The organism is Shinella zoogloeoides (genome assembly GCF_020883495.1).
GTDB classification, from domain to species: Bacteria; Pseudomonadota; Alphaproteobacteria; order Rhizobiales; family Rhizobiaceae; genus Shinella; species Shinella zoogloeoides.
This window is the reverse complement of record NZ_CP086610.1, coordinates 1,800,212-1,818,631: the sequence shown is the minus strand read 5'-3', so window position 1 is coordinate 1,818,631 and position 18,420 is coordinate 1,800,212. Positions and strand designations below refer to the sequence as shown.

Sequence of the window (18,420 nt, the reverse complement as noted above, 5' to 3'; positions counted from 1 at the left end):
GCCTCCCGGGAGGCGCGCCCTTTTGCATTTCAGCGGGCGATGAGGCGTTCCACGAGGTCGGGTGTCAGCTCGTCGAAATGGGCGATGACGTGGCTCGGCTCGAGATCGGCGACCGGGACGTCGGAATAGCCGAAGGGCACACCGATCGACGGTATGCCGGCATTGCGGGCGACGAGCATGTCGTTAAGGCTGTCGCCGATCATGACGGTGCGCGCCGGATCGGCTTCGGCCAGGCGCACGGTGCCGAGCAGGTGCTCGGCATCCGGCTTGCGCACGGCGAATGTGTCGCCGCCGGTGATGGCCGAAAAGCGCGCGGTGAGGCCGAGGCCGTCGAGAAGGCGGCGGGCGAGGCCTTCCAGCTTGTTCGTGCAGACGGCGAGCCGGTAGCCCGCGCCGGACAGGCGGTCCATGGCGTCGGTGAGGCCCGGATAGGGTGTCGATACGCCCGGCATCGCCTTCGAATAATGCTCCACGAAGACGCCGAGCATGCGCTGCAGGTCTTCGTCGGAAATCTCCCGGCCGCGCAGCGAGAAGGCTCGCTTGATCATCACGAGGCCGCCATGGCCGACCAGATAGGTGAGGTCGCCGAAGCCGACCGGCTCGAGGCCTTCGATGCCGATCGTGTGGTTGAGGCTCGCCACGAGATCGTGCGCCGTATCGATGAGCGTACCGTCGAGATCGAAGACAACGAGAGAAGCGGACATGGGGAACCTTGCGGGGAGAGGGGAAGGGAGGACCCCTTCGGTATGCCATGCCGGCGGCATTTGCAATCGGCTTGTCGGTCCCCGGGGATGCGGCTTTTGGGCTTTCGTTTGCCTTTCAGGGCGTGTAAGTGTCTCACCGGAATTCCGGCTGCTTCGCGCGCCGGCTGCAATCATTCAGGGAGTTTTGGGGCATGGACGCCCGGGAAATGAAGATCAAGGCCGCCGAGGCCGCGCTCACCCATGTGGAAGACGGCATGCGCCTCGGCATCGGCACCGGCTCGACCGCCGAGGAATTCGTACGGCTTCTGGCGGAAAAGGTGGCCGGCGGCCTTCGGGTCGAGGGCGTTCCGACCTCCGAGCGCACGGCGCGGCTCTGCGTCGAACTCGGCGTGCCGCTGAAGTCGCTCGACGAACTGCCGGAACTGGACCTGACCATCGACGGCGCCGATGAGGTGGACGGCAAGCTGCGTCTCATCAAGGGCGGCGGCGGCGCGCTGCTGCGCGAGAAGATCGTCGCGGGCGCCTCGCAGCGCATGATCGTGATTGCCGACGAGACGAAAGTGGTCGAGACGCTCGGCGCCTTCAAGCTGCCGATCGAGGTCAATCCGTTCGGTCTCGTCGCCACGCGCATCGCCATCGAGAAAGTGGCCGCGCGCCTCGGCCTTTCCGGCGCAATCGCGCTGCGCATGTCCGGCGCGGACACCTTCATGACGGACGGTGGACACTACATTCTCGACGCATCTTTTGGCCGCATTCCTGATGCAGATGCGCTTGCAAGCAATCTCAACGACATACCGGGCGTCGTCGAACACGGCCTCTTCATCAATATGGCGTCGCTTGCCATCATCGCGGGACCCGCTGGTGCGCGCACGCTGACGGCGAAAGAATAGACAGGAGCACAGACCGACATGATCAAATTTGCTGGTTTCGGCCGGACCCTCGCGGCGACCCTCATCGTTTCGGCAGGCCTTGCCGGCGTCGCCAAGGCGCAGGAAGTCACGGACGAGCAGATCAAGACCGCCCGTTCGGCCATCGACGCCATCGGTGCGACGAGCAGCTTCGACAACATCCTGCCGAGCCTCGCCATGCGCGTGAAGTCGACCTTCGTGCAGGCCTCGCCGAATCACGAGGCGGAAATCAACGCCGTCGTCGACGAGCAGGCGCTGGCCCTTGCCCCGCGCCGCGCCGACCTCGAGAAGGAAGCCGCGACCATCTACGCCAAGACCTTCACGCAGGAAGAGCTGAAGGCCATCGCAGACTTCTACGGCTCGGCTGTCGGCAAGAAGCTCCTGGCCGATGGCCCGATCGCCACGCGCGAAGTCATGAAGGCCGCCGAAATCTGGGCGAGCGGCGTGGACCGCGACCTGCGCACCGAAAGCAGCAAGAAGCTCGACGCGATGGTCGGCGCGACGAAGCCCGCCGAAGGCGGCGAAGCGCAGCCGCAGCAGCAGTAAATACGACATGCGGAAGGCGGCCCTGGGCCGCCTTTCCTGTCTTTGCGGGGCCGCGGTGACGCGGCCTTTTCCTTTTGCCCCCACTGTCCCTATATGTGCATGGCCCGGCGGCGGATTCGCGCGGCGGGCATCCCGCCAGATGCGCCCGCAGGAGACCCCGACATGACGACATTCGACTACGACCTCTTCGTGATCGGCGGAGGCTCCGGCGGCGTGCGCAGCGCGCGCCTTGCGGCTGCCATGGGCAAGAAGGTGGCGATCGCCGAGGAATTCCGCTTCGGCGGCACCTGCGTCATCCGCGGCTGCGTCCCGAAGAAGCTCTATGTCTATGCCTCGCAGTTCCCCGAGTATTTCGAGGATGCGGCCGGTTTCGGCTGGCAGGTCGGCGAGGCGCGCTTCGACTGGCCGGCGCTGGTCGCCGCCAAGGAGAAGGAGATCACGCGTCTGGAGGGCCTCTATCGCAAGGGGCTGGAGAATTCCGGCGCGACCATCCTTGCCACGCGCGCCGAGCTGACCGGCCCCAACAGGGTCCGGCTGACGGCGACGGGCGAGGAGGTGACGGCCGAGCGCATCCTGATCGCCGTCGGCGGCCATCCGACGCCGCATACGGACCTTCCCGGCCATGAACTCTGCATCAGCTCGAACGAGGCCTTCGATCTGCCGGCGCTGCCAAAATCTATCCTGATTTCCGGCGGCGGCTATATCGCGGTCGAGTTCGCCAACATCTTCCACGGCCTCGGCGTTGAAACGACATTGATCTATCGCGGCAAGCAGATCCTTTCGCGCTTCGATCACGACATGCGCCAGGGCGTGCAGTCGGCCATGATCGCCAAGGGTATCCGCATCGTCTGCGAGGATATCATTACCAGTGTTGCCGAGGGCGAGGGCGGAAGCCGCGTCGTGCGGACCAAGGCGGGCGAGACGCTGACCGTCGATCAGGTCATGCTGGCGCTTGGCCGCGTGCCCAATACCGGTGGCCTCGGGCTGAAGGCAGCCGGCGTCGCCGTAAACGAGCGGGGTGCTATCCTCGTCGACGATTATTCGCGCACCAACGTTCCCGGAATCTTCGCGCTCGGTGACGTGACCGACCGCGTTCAGCTCACGCCCGTCGCGATCCACGAGGCCATGTGCTTCATCGAGACGGAGTTCCGCGGCAAGCCGGTCTCGCCCGACCACGACCTCATCGCCACCGCCGTCTTCTCGCAGCCGGAAATCGGCACGGTGGGTCTCAGCGAGGACGAGGCGGCCAAGACGTTCGGCGATCTCGAAATCTACCGCGCCGAATTCCGCCCGATGAAGGCGACGCTTTCGGGCCGGCAGGAGAAGACGATCATGAAGCTCGTCGTCAATGCGGCGGACCGCAAGGTGCTCGGCGCGCATATCCTTGGCCATGAGGCCGGCGAGATGGCGCAGCTTCTCGGTATTTCGCTGAAGGCCGGCGTCACCAAGGATGATTTCGACCGCACCATGGCCGTGCATCCGACGGCGGCGGAGGAGCTGGTGACCATGTACCAGCCGAGCTATCGCGTGCGGAACGGGCAGCGGGTCTGAGACGGCCCTGAACTGTGGCGTATTTGGAACAGCCGCTCACTGGAACTGCGGCTATGCAAGACCCATCTAACGGTTTATAAGCCCGCATCTTCAGAAAGAAAGGGCGTTCGCCGGTCGCGGACGCTTTCAGGACAGGTGAGTGAAATGGCACAGAATTGGACGCCGAGCAGTTGGAGGCAGAAGCCCATCCAGCAGGTTCCGGATTACCCAGATCTCGCCGCGCTGGCGGCGACCGAAGAGCGCCTTGCGAAATTTCCGCCGCTCGTCTTCGCCGGTGAGGCACGCCGCCTCAAGACCGCGCTCGCGAACGTGGCCGAAGGCAAGGGCTTCCTGCTTCAGGGCGGCGATTGCGCCGAGAGCTTCGCCGAGCATGGCGCAGACACGATCCGCGACTTCTTCCGCGCCTTCCTGCAGATGGCCGTGGTGCTGACTTTCGGCGCCCAGCAGCCGGTGGTCAAGGTCGGTCGCATCGCCGGCCAGTTCGCCAAGCCGCGCTCCTCGGGCATAGAGAAGCAGGGTGACGTTTCGCTGCCGTCCTATCGCGGCGATATCATCAACGGCATCGAATTCACCGAAGAGGCCCGCATTCCGAACCCGGAACGCCAGATCATGGCTTACCGCCAGTCTGCCGCGACGCTGAACCTGCTGCGCGCTTTCGCGATGGGCGGCTACGCCAATCTCGACAACGTGAACCAGTGGATGCTCGGCTTCGTCAAGGATAGCCCGCAGGCCGAGCGCTACCGCAAGCTCGCCGACCGGATTTCCGAGACCATGGACTTCATGAAGGCCATCGGCATCACCTCGGAGAACCACGCGAACCTGCGCGAGACGGATTTCTTCACCAGCCATGAGGCGCTGCTGCTCGGCTACGAGCAGGCGCTGACCCGCGTCGATTCGACCTCGGGCGACTGGTACGCGACGTCCGGCCACATGATCTGGATCGGCGACCGTACGCGCCAGCCCGACCATGCGCATATCGAATATTGCCGCGGCATCAAGAACCCGATCGGCCTCAAGTGCGGCCCGTCGCTGACCGGCGACGGCCTCCTGGAGCTGATCGATCTCCTGAACCCGCAGAACGAGGCCGGCCGCCTGACGCTGATCTGCCGCTTCGGCCACGACAAGGTTGCCGAGCACCTGCCGCGCCTCATCCGCGCCGTCGAACGGGAAGGCAAGAAGGTCGTCTGGTCCTGCGATCCGATGCATGGCAACACGATCACGCTCAACAACTACAAGACCCGTCCCTTCGAGCGGATCCTGTCGGAAGTCGAAAGCTTCTTCCAGATCCACCGCGCCGAAGGCACGCATCCGGGCGGCATCCATATCGAGATGACCGGCAACGACGTGACGGAATGCACGGGCGGCGCGCGTGCGCTTTCGGGCGACGACCTGGCCGACCGCTACCACACCCATTGCGACCCGCGTCTCAACGCCGACCAAGCGCTGGAACTCGCCTTCCTTCTTGCCGAGCGCATGAAGGGTGGCCGCGACGAAAAGCGCATGGTGGTGAACGGCTGATCGCGATCCGTTCATGCTTTGGCTCCGTAAATTAGCGGAGCTGATACATGCATTCAGGATTGTGAAATTGACAGGACCGGGCCGGCTGACGAAGCTGGCCCGGTTTTCTTTTGGGAGGAAAAATGAGCGAAGACCATTCGGGCCGCTGCCTTTGCGGCGCCGTGCGCTTCCGCACCCGCGGCCGGCTGCGGGACGTGATCGCGTGCCATTGCAACCAGTGCCGCCGGCAGACCGGGCATTTCTATGCGGCGACCAATGTGCTCGACGAGGGCCTGACGGTGGAGGGCGGCGACAACGTCACCTGGTACCGGGCGAGCGAAACGGCAAGCCGCGGCTTCTGCCGCACCTGCGGCTCCGCGCTCTTCTGGAAGGGTGACGGTTCCGACTATACCTCGCTCATGGCCGGCGCCTTCGACCAGCCGACCGGGTTGAAGATCGGCATGCACATCTTCTGCGCCGACAAGGGCGACTATTACGAGATCGACGACGGCGTGCCGCAGTTCGCGCAGAACAGCCGGTAAGGCTATTCCTTCTGGCGCAGCGCCTCGTGCAGGCGCACGACCTCCAGCTTGAGCGCGGCGATCTCGTCGAGGAAATGCGTGTCGATCTTGTGGTGCAGCGCCATCAGCTCGATTTCCGCCTTCAGGTTCACTTCGTAGTCCTTGGAGGCCTCGAAGCGGTCGCGCGCGGCCTGCCGGTTCTGCGACATCATGATGATCGGCGCCTGCAGGGCGGCGATCATGGACAGGACGAGATTGAGGAAGATGAAGGGGTAGGGGTCGAAGGCGTCCTTGGCCAGCAGCAGCGTGTTGGCGATCGTCCAGAGGACGAGGAAGACGACGAAGCCGATGATGAAGCCCCAGGAGCCGCCGACGCGGGCAATGGCGTCGGCGACGCGTTCGCCGACGGATTGCTTCGACTGATAGGCGATGTTCCTGTCCTCGGACAGGATACGCCCCTCGCGGGAATGAAGCAGGACCTCGCGCTCGGTCTCGTCGAGCTGGTCGGCGGGCTTGCCGAAGAGGATCTGGGCGGCGTCGTCGAAGGCTTTCATGGAACCGGGCTCCGGAGCGCGAATCGGACCCTTAACCTAGCGCTGTTCCCGCAAAAATCAGTAGCCCGCCGACATCAGTTCCGCATGGGAGTCGAAGAAGCGTTCCAGTCCGTACTGCTTGCCGAACATGATGTCGTGCTGCAGGAAGCGGAAGTCGCGCACCAGCGGGTCGATCGTCTTCTTGCGCGACCATTCGGCCGTTGCCTCGCCCTTGGCGTCGATCAGCATGTAGCGGTCGATGACGCGCAGCTTGTCATGCACCGCGCCGAGGAAGCCGGTGTAGTAGGGATGCTCGAAGCCGGCTTCCTTGAGGATGTAATAGGACAGGAAGGCCGGGCTGATCGTGCCGACGTCCTTCTCCGCGCCGGTCTTGTTCGACCAGATGACGAGCGGGGTCTCGTGCTCCTTCTTCATCTGCTCGGCCGAACCCTTGCGCGCGGCGGTGATGCCCTTCATGTAGCCGGAATTCCGGTAGACCGTGTTGAGCGGCGGCAGGTGGTCGCCGAAGACGACGATGATCGTCTCGCGGTCGCGTTCCTTGGCCCAGTCCATCAGCATCTTCAGGCTGCTGTCGGCTTCCTTCACACCTTCGGCGTAGCTTGCGAGCATACGGTTATCGCGGGCGTCGAGCTTGCCGTCGACGGCGACGTCGGTCTTCGCATAGCGGCCGTCGTCATAGGGGCCGTGGCCCTGCAGGGTGACGGTGAAGAAGAAGAACGGGTCTTCCTGCATGTCGGCCTGACGGATGATTTCCTTGGTCAGCGCCTCGTCCGAGGTGAAGTTGCCACGCTTTGCCAGCGGCGGCATCTTGTCGACGTCCTTGAAGGTCTCGAAGCCGAAGGCCTTGTAGACGCTCGAACGGTTCCAGAACCAGCCGGAGAAGGGATGGATGGCGCGCGCCGTATAGCCTTCCGCGCGGAAGAACGTGGCGAGCGAGGGGATCGGCTTGCGCACATACTGCTGGTACGGAATGCTGCCCGTCGGCAGGAAGGCGTTGGAGAAGCCCGTCAGCGCCTCGAATTCGACATTGGCGGTGAGGCCGCCGAATTCCGGCGAGAAGACGTTGCCGCCCGAATTTTCGCGGATGACCGGCATCGGATCGGAGGAGAGCTTCACGCTCTGGATGCGCGTCGGGTCCCACAGCGACTCGCTCATGACGACGATGACGTCGGGCTTGGAGCGGTGCGTCGTGCCGGCCGGAAGGGGCTTGGACGGAATCTTGTCGATGGCGTCGAGCATGTAGCCGGCCGGAGCCTGCACATTGGCCATCGGCAGGTTGATGGCGAAGGCCATGACGAAGCCGTTATGGCGATAGTTTTCCGCCTGGTCCCACATGATGGGGAAGACCTTCAGGCGGTCGCGCATCCAGGAGAACTCGTTGTAGTCCATGATGGAGGCGAAGCCGGCGAGCAGCGGCAGCGCGACGGCAAGGCGCGTCAGGCGTTCCTTCGTCGTCAGCGGCCGGAAGCGGCGCCAGGCGAAGACCCACAGGCTGACGAGGCCGACGACGGCGGCGACGATGGCGACGGCGAGCGCCGCGGCGGTCCACGGACGGTCCTGCACCAGCACGGGCATCAGTTCGAGGATCTGGCGGCCGAAGAGCAGGTCGGTCGGGTAGAGCGGGTCGGTGAGAAAGACCTGCTTCTGCTGCGAGATGACGCCCATCAGCACGACGAGGGGCGAAACGAGCAGCACGGCCTTGTGCTGCCGGCCGATCAGCGCGTCGATGGCGAGGTAGAGCAGGAAGAAGACGCCCGTGGTGGTCCAGCCGGGCTGTTCGCGATTGGTCAGGTAGGCATAGGTCTGCTGCACGGAGCCGCGCGTGATCAGCTCGATCACGATGACCGTCGCAAGGGCCAGCACGCCGGTGACGGCGAGCGAGCGCAGGACGGCGAGCGCCTTGGCATGACGCGCGAGGAAGCCTGCCTCTACGGCAAGTCCTTCATTGGCTTCGATTGCCACGGCTGCGGGAGCGAACAGGGCCAAGGCCTTCTCCAAACTTCATCAAACTGTCGTGTCTCTGTCATACGGATGTCATCTTGAACAGGAGATGAACGGTTTCTGAACCGTTCTCCCGGTGCTTTGGCGCGCGCTGTTGCAATGCGGCAATGGTGCGGGGAACCCGCTGAAAAACGGGACTTTTCGCCGAAACCGCGCGCAATCGCCCGCCGCTTCATTCCCAAAGCGGCCGCCATGCTCTAAAGAGCGTATCGACCGTTCGCCGTTTCCCGACAGCATCGCGCGGGGAAGGCGGACACGAGATGAAAAACGGGTCCGCAGACATGGCTTCAGACACTGGAAAGGCGATACTCCGCATCGCCGTCGCGCAATTGAACCCGATCGTCGGCGACGTCTCCGGCAATCTTGCCAAGGCGCGTGCCGCCCGCAAGGATGCCGCCGGGCAGGGCGCCGATCTGCTGCTCCTGACGGAACTCTTCATCTCCGGCTATCCGCCGGAAGACCTCGTTCTGAAACCCGCTTTCCTGAAGGCCTGCCGCCGCGCCATCGACGATCTTGCCGCCGACACGGCCGATGGCGGCCCCGGCGTCATCATCGGCTTCCCGCGGCAGGACGAGACGGGTCGCTACAACGCGGTCGCCGTGATCGACGGCGGCAAGGTGATCGCCGTGCGCGACAAGGTTGATCTGCCGAATTACGGCGAGTTCGACGAAAAGCGCGTCTTCGACCAGGGCGCTATGCCCGGGCCGGTCAATTTCCGCGGCATCCGCCTCGGCATCCCGATCTGCGAGGATATCTGGGGCGAACTCGGCGTGTGCGAGACGCTGGCGGAAAGCGGCGCGGAAATCCTGCTGTCGCCGAACGGCTCGCCCTATTATCGCGGCAAGGTGGATATCCGCCATCAGGTGGCGCTGAAGCAGGTCATCGAGACCGGCCTGCCGCTGCTCTACGCCAACCAGCTCGGCGGTCAGGACGAACTTGTCTTCGACGGCGCCAGCTTCGCCTTCAATGCCGACAAGTCGCTCGCCTTCCAGATGAGCCAGTTCGAGGAGACCATCGCGCTCACCGTCTGGAAGAAGCGCGCCGAGGGCTGGGTCTGCGATGGCGGCCCGATGTCGCGCATTCCGGAAAAGGAGGAGGCGGATTACCGCGCCTGCCTTCTCGGCTTCCGCGACTATGTCAACAAGAACGGCTTCAAGAATGTGGTGCTCGGCCTTTCCGGCGGCATCGACTCGGCGATCTGCGCGGCCATCGCGGTCGATGCGCTGGGCGAGGAGCGGGTGCGCTGCGTCATGCTGCCTTACCGCTACACCTCGAAGGATTCGCTGAAGGACGCGGCCGATTGCGCCAAGGCCCTCGGCTGCCGCTACGACATCGTGCCCATCGAGGCGCCGGTGACCGGCTTCCTCTCCTCGCTCTCCGAACTTTTCGAGGGGACGGGAGAGGGCATTACCGAGGAGAACCTGCAGAGCCGCGCGCGCGGCACGATCCTGATGGCGATCTCCAACAAGTTCGGTTCGATGGTGGTCACGACCGGCAACAAGTCGGAAATGTCGGTCGGTTACGCCACGCTCTACGGCGACATGAACGGCGGCTTCAACCCGATCAAGGACCTCTACAAGATGCAGGTCTACGCGATCTCGCGCTGGCGCAACGCGCATGTGCCGCCGACCGCGCTTGGCCCCACCGGCGAGGTGATCCCGCAGAACATCATCGACAAGGCCCCCTCCGCCGAACTGCGCCCCAACCAGACGGACCAGGATTCGCTGCCGCCCTATCCGGTGCTCGACGACATCCTCGAATGCCTCGTCGAGATGGAGATGAGCACGGAGGACATCGTCGCGCGCGGCCATGACGCGGCAACCGTCCACCGGGTCGAGCACCTGCTCTACATCGCCGAATACAAGCGCCGCCAATCGGCTCCGGGCGTGAAGATCACGCGGAAGAATTTCGGCCGCGATCGCCGCTACCCGATCACCAATCGGTATCGTGACCGGGGGTAGTGGCGCGTTAATCGTTACAGGCAAAGGCGGCCCCGGCGATTGCTGGCAGGCCGCCTTTTCGTATCGTCATGGCATAGCCGTCGGCGGAGATTGGCGGCTCCGGTGTCGATTAAGCTTTCGCTCACCAGCCTGCTTAAGCCAATCTTGCCGTCTCTCCGTTAGCGTCTCCTCAACAAGTCCCGGAAAGGGACCGGGGTTGCAGGGGAAACGATGACGGGCAAGGCGGGGGAAGGCCAGACGATACGGCGGCGCGGTTTCGGGCGGACGATCCGGGCGGCGGCCGTGCTTATCGTGCTCCTGTTCGGCGCTGCCAACTACCTTGTGCTCGACCATGCCATCAAGCAGGCCGACAGTTTCGTGATCGAGACCGAGCGCACGCTGGTGCGCAACGATTTCAGCCACCAGATCGATCAGGTGGTGCAATATCAGAGCCAGCTTTCCTTCTGGGACAAGAGCTTCAAGGAACTGGCCCACGGCATGCCGGGCGATATCTTCGTGCGGGACCAGTTGCGCGACTGGATGTGGGCCGATTTCGGCTTTTCGTGGATGATCTTCACCACGCCGGATCATGAGGAGGTGCTTGGCGTCCATCGCGGCGCGAAGGTTTCCGAGCATGAGGCGCGCGAGAAGCTGCGCTGGGTGAGCGACCTTACCCGCAAGGCCGAAGTCGCCTACCGCGCCGCGCTGGCGCCGTCGCTGGGCGGATGGGAGGTGAGGAGCGCGCGGGAGGACCCGGACCTGCTGACCCCGGCGCTTCCCGCGATCCACGTTTCCGGCATCCGGCTCATCGACAAGGTGATGAGCATCGTCGTCGTGCAGGCGGTCATTCCGCGGACGCGCTACATTCCCGCGAACCGCCTGCGGCCGACGCTGCTCGTCACGGTCAAGCCGATCTCGCAGAAGATGCTGGCCGATGCGGAAGAGCGCCTCGGCGTGGAGGGCCTCAGTTTCTCGCCCATCGTGACCGAGGCGCCGGGGCTGGCGATGACGCCGGTCGGCGGCGATGCCTACAATCCCATGGTGGCCTCCTGGCGGCCGAACATGCCCGGCTCCTTCGTCTGGAAATCGGCTCTGCCGCAGATCGGCCTGTTCGTGCTGGTCTTCGCCGGTCTCATGCTCTTCGGCACCTTGCGTTTTTCAGCGCTGGTCAAGGCGCTCCAGCGCAGCGAGGCGCGCAACGCGTTTCTGGCCCGGCACGATTCCCTGACGGGGCTGCGCAACCGCAGCGGCTTCGACGAGAAGGCGGCCGAGGTCGCGAAAGAGGGCGCAGGCGGGTCCTTCGCGATCATCGCGCTCGACCTCGACAGGTTCAAGGCCGTCAACGACCTTCACGGCCATGCGGCGGGCGACGCCGTTCTGCAGGCGGTGGCGCGGCGCTTTGCCGAGCGTATCGGCGTGCGCGGCTGCGCGGCCCGGTTCGGCGGCGATGAATTCTGCGTGCTGCTGACGGGCGAGCACAGTCGCGAAAGTCTGGTCGGGCTGGCGGAAGGCCTCGTGCGCGATGCGCAGGTCCCCATCGCCCATGACGGCCAGCTTCTGCTGATCGGCGGCAGCGCCGGCATCGCGCAGTTCCCCGATCACGGCCAGTCGCTGCACGATGTCATGGTGATGGCCGATGCCGCGCTCTACGCGGCCAAGAATGCCGGCCGCAACCGCGCGGCCCATGCCGGAGACCTGCGCATGGAGGAGATCATCGAGGCGCGGGCCTCGCGCGCGGCCTGAGCGACGACCCTTGCGTGGGAAAGACGGGTTTCGACCCGGTCAGTTGACGTCGGCATCGGCCGGGCGGCCGAGGTCGATGGCGGATTCGTTTTCCGGCAGGAAGGCGGGGCCGACCGTGCGCACCTTGCTGTTTGCCGGATCGTAGACGCGTTCCTCCACCTTGGCGGGCGTCTTCGCCGTGGCCTCGTCCTTCTTCGGCGTGGCGCCGCGGATGGTGGTCACCGAGCCGTTTTCCTGCTGGCGGCCGATGCTGGTCTCTCCGCCGCCTTCACCCCGGGCCGCCTTCTCGCGCCGGATCATCTCCTGGTAATAGGCGGTGAGGTTACAGCCGCAGGACCCCGCCTTCGCGCGGTCGCGCGTGCGGTAGGCGAAGGCGTTCGGCAGCTCGGCATAGGAGCGGCCGGTGACCGTGGAGGTCATCTGCTCGGTCTCCTGCCCGTTCGTCATGGACTGGTAGAAGAGCTGCGTTTCCGTTTCCGGGCACATCATCGCGCAGACCTTCTGGTCGCGGCGGAAATCGAGCGGGGTCGCGCCCGAGGAGATCGGGAAGAAGCCGCCGTCGCAGGTGCGTACGCAGACCGTGCGCAGGTTGCCATGGCCGGCACTGCCGCCGAGCGAGCGCAGTTCCAGCATGCCGCTGCCGTCCGGCGAGGCGCCGAGGGGCAGGGTGCGCGTGTCGTCGAGCGTGCGCAGCGTTTCCGTCGCCGCTGCCGGCAGCACTTCGGGCCGGTCGTTGCAGCCCTTGGTTTCCAGCAGGGAGAGCAGGCGGCTGCGCCGGTCGTCGCGGCCGCCGCCGCTGGAAAAGTCGCGGCGCTTCTTGTCGAGAATCTGGAGATTGCGCTCCATCTTGTCGATGACGGAGGAGAGCGTCGCGCAGGCATCGGCATTCTCGCCGCCGACGACCACGATGCTGCCCGCCGAGCAGCCGAGGCGGCGCTGGTCGCTTCTGGCCTTGCGGAGCTGGATGTTCTGGCGCGCGATCGCGCTGGCATATTTGCGGGCGCTGCCCGTGTCCGCCACGACCTTGGGCAGGTTCGCGAGCTGGGCCTGAAGACTGTCGCAGACGCTTGCCGCCGCCACTCCTCCTGAAAGAAGGAAGGGCAGGCCGGCGGCGATGGCGAAAAGAAGTCGGGCGCGCGCCTTCAAATCCCTCGATCCCTGGCTGATTGACCTGTCGGCGGCACATTCCGTCCGATGCCCCATCATAGGCCGCATCGGGGGGAGTGCAACGTGCTCCCGCATTTGTGATTAACGCGCAAGGCCCGTTCCGCCTTGTCGCCGCCGCTATTCGGGCCTAGACAATGGCCATCGTCAATGCCGACCGGATGGTGCGCCATGGAATTCAACCCGACCGCAAATCGACTTCGTTTTGTCATCGGGGACTTCCGTATCCATGCCGCATTCCATCACGCTTTCCAAGATCACCTGGGCGACGCCTGACGGGCACACGCTCCTTTCCAATCTCGATCTGACCTTCGGCAGTGAGCGCGCCGGGCTTGTCGGCCGCAACGGCGTCGGCAAGACGACATTGCTGAAGCTCGTCACCGGGGCGCTTTCGCCGCAGGCCGGCTCCATCGCCGTCGACGGCACGCTCGGCCTGTTGCGCCAGAGCGTGCAGGTCGGGCCGCAAGAAACCGTCGCCAGCCTCTTTGGCATCGTCGAAGCGCTCGGGCTGCTTGGCCGCGCCGAGCGGGGCGAGGCGGCGGGCGACGAGCTGGCCGAAGCCGACTGGACGCTGGAAATCCGGCTTGCCGCGGCGCTCGCTCGTGTCGGGCTGGATGCGGAGGCGCAGACGCCGCTTGCCGCGCTTTCCGGCGGGCAGCGCACCCGCGCGGCGCTCGCCGCGCTCGTCTTCCGCGCGCCGGATTTCCTGCTGCTCGACGAGCCGACGAACAATCTCGACCGGGACGGGCGGCGGGCGGTCATCGACATGCTCGCCGGCTGGCGGGCAGGGGCCGTCGTCGTCAGCCACGACCGCGAGCTGCTGGAAACCATGGACGCCATCGTGGAGCTGACGACGCTGGGCGCGACGCGCTACGGCGGCAACTGGAGCGCCTATCGCGAGCGCAAGCGGCTGGAACTCTCGGCGGCCCATCGCGATCTCGCCGACGCCGAAAAGCACGCCGCGGAGGTGGCGCGGACCATGCAGGCCGTTGCCGAGCGGAAGGCGCACAAGGACAGCGCCGGACGCCGCAAGAAGGCGCGTGGCGACCTGCCGCGCATCGTGCTGGGCGGAATGAAACGGCGCGCCGAAGCGACGAGCGGCGCGAATGCGCGGCTTGCCGAAAGCCGGCAGGCGCAGGCGGACGAGGCCCTGGCTTCGGCGCGCGAGCGCATCGAGGTCCTCCAGCCGCTGACCGTCGCCGTGCCGCCGACGCACCTGCCGCCCGGCCGGACGGTGCTGAAGATGGAGGGCGTGACGGCCGGTTACCTGCCGGAGCGCTCGGTCATCCGCGATCTCTCGTTCACGATGACCGGGCCGGAACGGGTGGCCGTGACCGGGCCGAACGGTTCGGGCAAGACGACGTTTCTTGCGCTCGTTACCGGCGCGCTGCGGCCGTGGGCAGGAAGCGTGCGATGCTTCACGGATTTCGCCGTGCTGGACCAGCGGGTGAGCCTGCTCGATCCGGCGCAGTCGATCCGCGACAACTTCCGGCGGATCAACCCCGGCGCGGACGAAAATGCCTGCCGGGCGGCGCTGGCGCGTTTCATGTTCCGGGCGGATGCCGCCCTTCAGGTCGCCGGCAGCCTCAGCGGCGGGCAGCTCCTGCGCGCGGGGCTTGCCTGTGTGCTCGGCGGCGGAACGCCGCCGCCGCTCCTCATCCTGGACGAGCCGACGAACCATCTCGACATCGATTCCATCGAGGCGGTGGAGGCCGGGCTCAGGGCCTATGACGGCGCGCTCCTCGTCGTCAGCCACGACGAACCGTTCCTGGAGGCGGTCGGCGTTACGCGGCGGCTGGAGCTTTCAGCGCAATGAAAAAGGGCGGGCCAATGGCCCGCCCTTCCGTTTCTGTCCGTCCGGCTCAGACCGGGCCGACGGGATAGGAGGCTTCCACCACCGCGAGGGCGGCCATGTTGACCACGCCGCGCGAGGTGGCGGAGGGCGACAGGATGTGGGCCGGCAGAGCCGCACCGAGCAGGATCGGGCCGACATGCAGGCTGTCCGTCATGGTCTTGACCACGCCGAGGGTGATATTGGCCGCATCGAGATTGGGGAAGACAAGCAGGTTGGCTTCGCCCGTCAGCGTCGAATCCGGCATCACGCGCTGGCGCAGGGCCTCGGAAATGGCGGCGTCGCCGTGCATTTCGCCATCCGCTTCCAGCGTCGGGTCGACCTCGCGCACCAGTTCCATCGCCTTGCGCATTTTGTAGGCGCTCTCGGAATCGCGCGAGCCGAAGTTCGAATGCGAGACGAGGGCGGCGCGCGGCGTGATGCCGAAGCGGCGGATTTCCTGCGCCGCCATGATCGTCATCTCGGCGATTTCCTCGGCCGTCGGGTCGATGGTCACATAGGTGTCGGTGAAGAAGGTCGCGCCGCGCTGGGAGATCAGCAGGCTGAGGCCGGAGAAGTCCAGCACGCCGGGCTTCTTGCCGATGATCTGGCTGACATCGCGCAGGTGCCGGGCATAGCGCCCTTCGACGCCGCAGATCAGCGCGTCGGCCTCGCCGCGCTTGACGGCGAGCGCGCCGATGACCGTCTGGTTGGTACGCACGATGGTGCGCGCCGCTTCCGGGTTGACGCCCTTGCGGCCGACGATGCGGAAGTAATCGTCGACATAGTCGCGGTAGCGCGGATCGTCGTCCGGGTTGACCACTTCGAAATCGACATTCGGGCGCACGCGCAGGCCGTAGCGCTTGAGGCGCGTCTCGATGATCTGCGGGCGGCCGATGAGGATCGGCTTGGCGATCTGCTCTTCGAGAAGCACCTGCGCGGCGCGCAGCACGCGCTCGTCCTCGCCCTCGGCGAAGATGACGCGCTTCTTCTCGGCCTTCTTCGCGGCGGCGAAGATCGGCTTCATGATGAAGCCGGAGCGCCAGACGAAGCGGTTGAGCTGGTCGAGATAGGCGTCGAAATCGCTGATCGGGCGGGTCGCGACGCCCGTTTCGGCGGCCGCGCGCGCGACAGCCGGCGCGATGCGCAGGATGAGGCGCTGGTCGAAGGGCGAGGGGATCAGGTAGTTCGGGCCGAAGCTCGGCGTGTCGCCCGAATAGGCGCGGGCCGCGACGTCGGAGACTTCCTCGCGGGCAAGGCCGGCAATCGCCCGCACCGCCGCCATCTTCATCTCCTCGTTGATGGTGCGCGCGCCGCAATCGAGCGCGCCGCGGAAGATGTAGGGGAAGCAGAGGACGTTGTTGACCTGGTTGGGGAAGTCCGAGCGGCCGGTGCAGATCATGGCGTCCGGACGGACGGCGCGCGCCTCCTCGGGCATGATTTCCGGCGTCGGGTTGGCGAGCGCCAGGATCAGCGGCCTTTCCGCCATGCGGGTCAGAAGCTCGGGCTTCAGCACGCCGGCGGCCGAAAGGCCGAGGAAGACGTCCGCGCCGTCGATGGATTCGGACAGCGCGCGCTTGTCGGTTTCCTGGGCGTAGATGGCCTTCCACTGGTCCATCAGCGCCTCGCGGCCCTTGTAGACGAGGCCCTCGATGTCATGGACCCAGATGTTCTCGACCTTCGCGCCGAGGGAAACGAGCTGGTTGAGGCAGGCGAGCGCGGCAGCGCCCGCGCCGGAAGCGACGATCTTGGCGTCGGAAAGCGCCTTGCCGGCAAGCTCCAGGCCGTTCAGCACCGCCGCCGCGACGATGATCGCCGTGCCGTGCTGGTCGTCGTGGAAGACGGGGATATCCATCTTCTCGCGCAGCCGACGCTCCACCTCGAAGCATTCCGGCGCCTTGATGTCTTCCAGGTTGATGCCGCCGAAGGTGGGTTCCAGCGCGGAAATGACATCCACCATCTGGTCGACGGTCGGCGAGTCGATCTCGATGTCGAAGACGTCGATGCCGGCGAACTTCTTGAAGAGGACGGCCTTGCCTTCCATCACCGGCTTGGAGGCGAGGGGGCCGATATTGCCGAGGCCGAGAACGGCCGTGCCGTTGGAGACGACGGCCACGAGATTGGCGCGCGCCGTGTAGTCGGCGGCGGTGTTCGGATCGTCGCGGATGGCGAGACAGGGGGCGGCGACGCCCGGCGAATAGGCGAGCGCGAGGTCGCGCTGGTTGCCGAGCGGCTTGGTCGGGTTGATTTCGAGCTTGCCGGGGCGGGGGTGACGGTGGAAGAAGAGGGCCTGCTGGTCGATATCGCCGCTTACGGGGCCGTTATGCGTCCGCGATTTGTCACCCGTGCTCATGATGTTCCTGCCATATGCTGTTTTCGCCGCGGCTTTTCGTGGCACGAAACCGCCGCGACGTGAAGTTTCCGGAACCTTCCATAAAGCCGCAATCGACGGACTGTGCAATGCCTATTTGCGGTCGAAAAATGCATAGGTGTGTCATCAATCTGAAACAGGACTCTGGTTTTCAACGGGGTGAAAGCCGCCCGTTGCGACGATGGTCGCGACGGCCGGTTCCCCGGAGAGACCGACGCATGACCGTGACCCCCGCCAGCCCCGATATCCGCCATTTCCGCACGCTGTTCATCTCGGACGTGCATCTGGGATCGCGGGCCGCGAAAGCCGGATTCCTCATCGATTTCCTGCGGCATCACGAGGCGGAGACGATCGTGCTTGTCGGCGACATCGTCGATGGCTGGCGACTGAAGCGAAACTGGTACTGGCCGCAGGCCTTCAACGACGTGACGCAGAAACTGCTGCGCAAGGCCCGCAAGGGCACGCGCATCATCTACATTCCCGGCAACCACGACGAGTTCCTGCGCGATTTCCCCGGCATGCATTTCGGCGGCGTCGAGGTGGCCGAACGCATCATCCACGAGGCGGCGGACGGCAGGCGCTACCTCGTGCTGCATGGCGACGAATTCGACGTCGTGGTGCGCCACGCCCGCATCGTCGCCTATCTCGGCGACTGGGCCTATGACGCGGCCATCGCCATCAACGTGGTCTTCGCCGCCATTCGCCGCAAGCTCGGGCTGCCCTACTGGTCCTTCTCCTCCTGGGCCAAGCAGCAGGTGAAGACGGCCGTGAACTTCATCGGCGAATTCCAGAAGGTCGTCGCCGAGGAGGCGCGCCGCAATGGCGCCGACGGCGTGATCTGCGGCCATATCCACCATGCCGTGATCACCGAGATCGACGGCATCCGCTACATCAACAGCGGCGACTGGGTGGAAAGCTGCACGGCGATTGCCGAGCACCATGACGGCACGATGGAACTGATCACCTGGCAGCGGATGGCGTCGGCTCCGGTCGAGATGTTGCCCGTATCGCGCCGGGAGCTTGCCGTCGACGTCCGCGAGCCTGTGGACGCGGAGGCGGCATGAGCCGCGACGCTCCGTGATCATTGTC

Annotated in this window: 14 protein-coding genes; 9 read left to right on the top strand and 5 right to left on the bottom strand. The window is 65.5% G+C overall.

Annotated elements, in window-relative coordinates:
• Nucleotides 1-29 precede the first annotated feature (29 nt).
• On the bottom strand, nucleotides 30-704 hold the full coding sequence (locus K8M09_RS09160; protein ID WP_160784435.1) for an HAD family hydrolase: 675 nt from the start codon (nucleotides 702-704) through the stop codon (nucleotides 30-32).
• Nucleotides 705-895: 191 nt separating this feature from the next.
• Here K8M09_RS09160 and rpiA point away from each other — a divergent pair, with 191 nt between their 5' ends.
• From rpiA to K8M09_RS09135, 5 genes are all read left to right on the top strand, one after another.
• Nucleotides 896-1,594, top strand: coding sequence for a ribose-5-phosphate isomerase RpiA (gene rpiA, locus K8M09_RS09155; protein WP_160784434.1), 699 nt, complete (start codon nucleotides 896-898; stop codon nucleotides 1,592-1,594).
• An 18-nt stretch (nucleotides 1,595-1,612) separates the two neighbouring features.
• The gene (locus K8M09_RS09150; RefSeq protein WP_160784433.1) at nucleotides 1,613-2,158 is read left to right on the top strand and encodes a DUF2059 domain-containing protein; all 546 of its coding nucleotides are present in this window, start codon (nucleotides 1,613-1,615) and stop codon (nucleotides 2,156-2,158) included.
• A gap of 162 nt (nucleotides 2,159-2,320) precedes the next feature.
• Complete coding sequence (gene gor, locus K8M09_RS09145) at nucleotides 2,321-3,709, top strand: glutathione-disulfide reductase (RefSeq protein ID WP_160784432.1); 1,389 nt, start codon at nucleotides 2,321-2,323, stop codon at nucleotides 3,707-3,709.
• Between the two features lie 144 nt (nucleotides 3,710-3,853).
• Nucleotides 3,854-5,227 (top strand): class II 3-deoxy-7-phosphoheptulonate synthase, encoded by a 1,374-nt coding sequence (locus K8M09_RS09140; RefSeq protein WP_160784431.1) that lies wholly within the window; start codon nucleotides 3,854-3,856, stop codon nucleotides 5,225-5,227.
• A 122-nt stretch (nucleotides 5,228-5,349) separates the two neighbouring features.
• On the top strand, nucleotides 5,350-5,748 hold the full coding sequence (locus tag K8M09_RS09135; RefSeq protein ID WP_160784430.1) for a GFA family protein: 399 nt from the start codon (nucleotides 5,350-5,352) through the stop codon (nucleotides 5,746-5,748).
• A 2-nt stretch (nucleotides 5,749-5,750) separates the two neighbouring features.
• Here the strand turns inward: K8M09_RS09135 and K8M09_RS09130 are convergent, their stop codons facing one another.
• Nucleotides 5,751-6,281 (bottom strand): DUF1003 domain-containing protein, encoded by a 531-nt coding sequence (locus tag K8M09_RS09130; protein WP_160784429.1) that lies wholly within the window; start codon nucleotides 6,279-6,281, stop codon nucleotides 5,751-5,753.
• A gap of 57 nt (nucleotides 6,282-6,338) precedes the next feature.
• Nucleotides 6,339-8,243, bottom strand: a complete 1,905-nt coding sequence (locus tag K8M09_RS09125; RefSeq protein WP_160784590.1) for an LTA synthase family protein — start codon at nucleotides 8,241-8,243, stop codon at nucleotides 6,339-6,341.
• Nucleotides 8,244-8,563: 320 nt separating this feature from the next.
• On the opposite strand from K8M09_RS09125, the gene K8M09_RS09120 reads away from it, so the two are divergent.
• Together K8M09_RS09120 and K8M09_RS09115 are read left to right on the top strand one after the other, a co-directional pair.
• Nucleotides 8,564-10,243 (top strand): NAD+ synthase, encoded by a 1,680-nt coding sequence (locus K8M09_RS09120; protein WP_160784428.1) that lies wholly within the window; start codon nucleotides 8,564-8,566, stop codon nucleotides 10,241-10,243.
• Nucleotides 10,244-10,453: 210 nt separating this feature from the next.
• On the top strand, nucleotides 10,454-11,965 hold the full coding sequence (locus K8M09_RS09115) for a diguanylate cyclase domain-containing protein (RefSeq protein ID WP_160784427.1): 1,512 nt from the start codon (nucleotides 10,454-10,456) through the stop codon (nucleotides 11,963-11,965).
• Nucleotides 11,966-12,004: 39 nt separating this feature from the next.
• On the opposite strand, the gene K8M09_RS09110 is transcribed toward K8M09_RS09115, so the two are convergent.
• Complete coding sequence (locus K8M09_RS09110; RefSeq protein WP_160784426.1) at nucleotides 12,005-13,111, bottom strand: DUF2865 domain-containing protein; 1,107 nt, start codon at nucleotides 13,109-13,111, stop codon at nucleotides 12,005-12,007.
• A gap of 247 nt (nucleotides 13,112-13,358) precedes the next feature.
• Here K8M09_RS09110 and K8M09_RS09105 point away from each other — a divergent pair, with 247 nt between their 5' ends.
• The gene (locus K8M09_RS09105) at nucleotides 13,359-14,945 is read left to right on the top strand and encodes an ABC-F family ATP-binding cassette domain-containing protein (protein WP_160784425.1); all 1,587 of its coding nucleotides are present in this window, start codon (nucleotides 13,359-13,361) and stop codon (nucleotides 14,943-14,945) included.
• A 46-nt stretch (nucleotides 14,946-14,991) separates the two neighbouring features.
• On the opposite strand, the gene K8M09_RS09100 is transcribed toward K8M09_RS09105, so the two are convergent.
• Entirely contained in the window at nucleotides 14,992-17,313 is a 2,322-nt protein-coding gene (locus K8M09_RS09100; RefSeq protein ID WP_160784424.1) for an NADP-dependent malic enzyme, read from the bottom strand.
• 236 nt (nucleotides 17,314-17,549) lie between these two features.
• Between K8M09_RS09100 and K8M09_RS09095 the strand changes: the two genes are divergently transcribed.
• Entirely contained in the window at nucleotides 17,550-18,395 is an 846-nt protein-coding gene (locus K8M09_RS09095; protein WP_160784423.1) for a UDP-2,3-diacylglucosamine diphosphatase, read from the top strand.
• Nucleotides 18,396-18,420 lie beyond the last annotated feature (25 nt).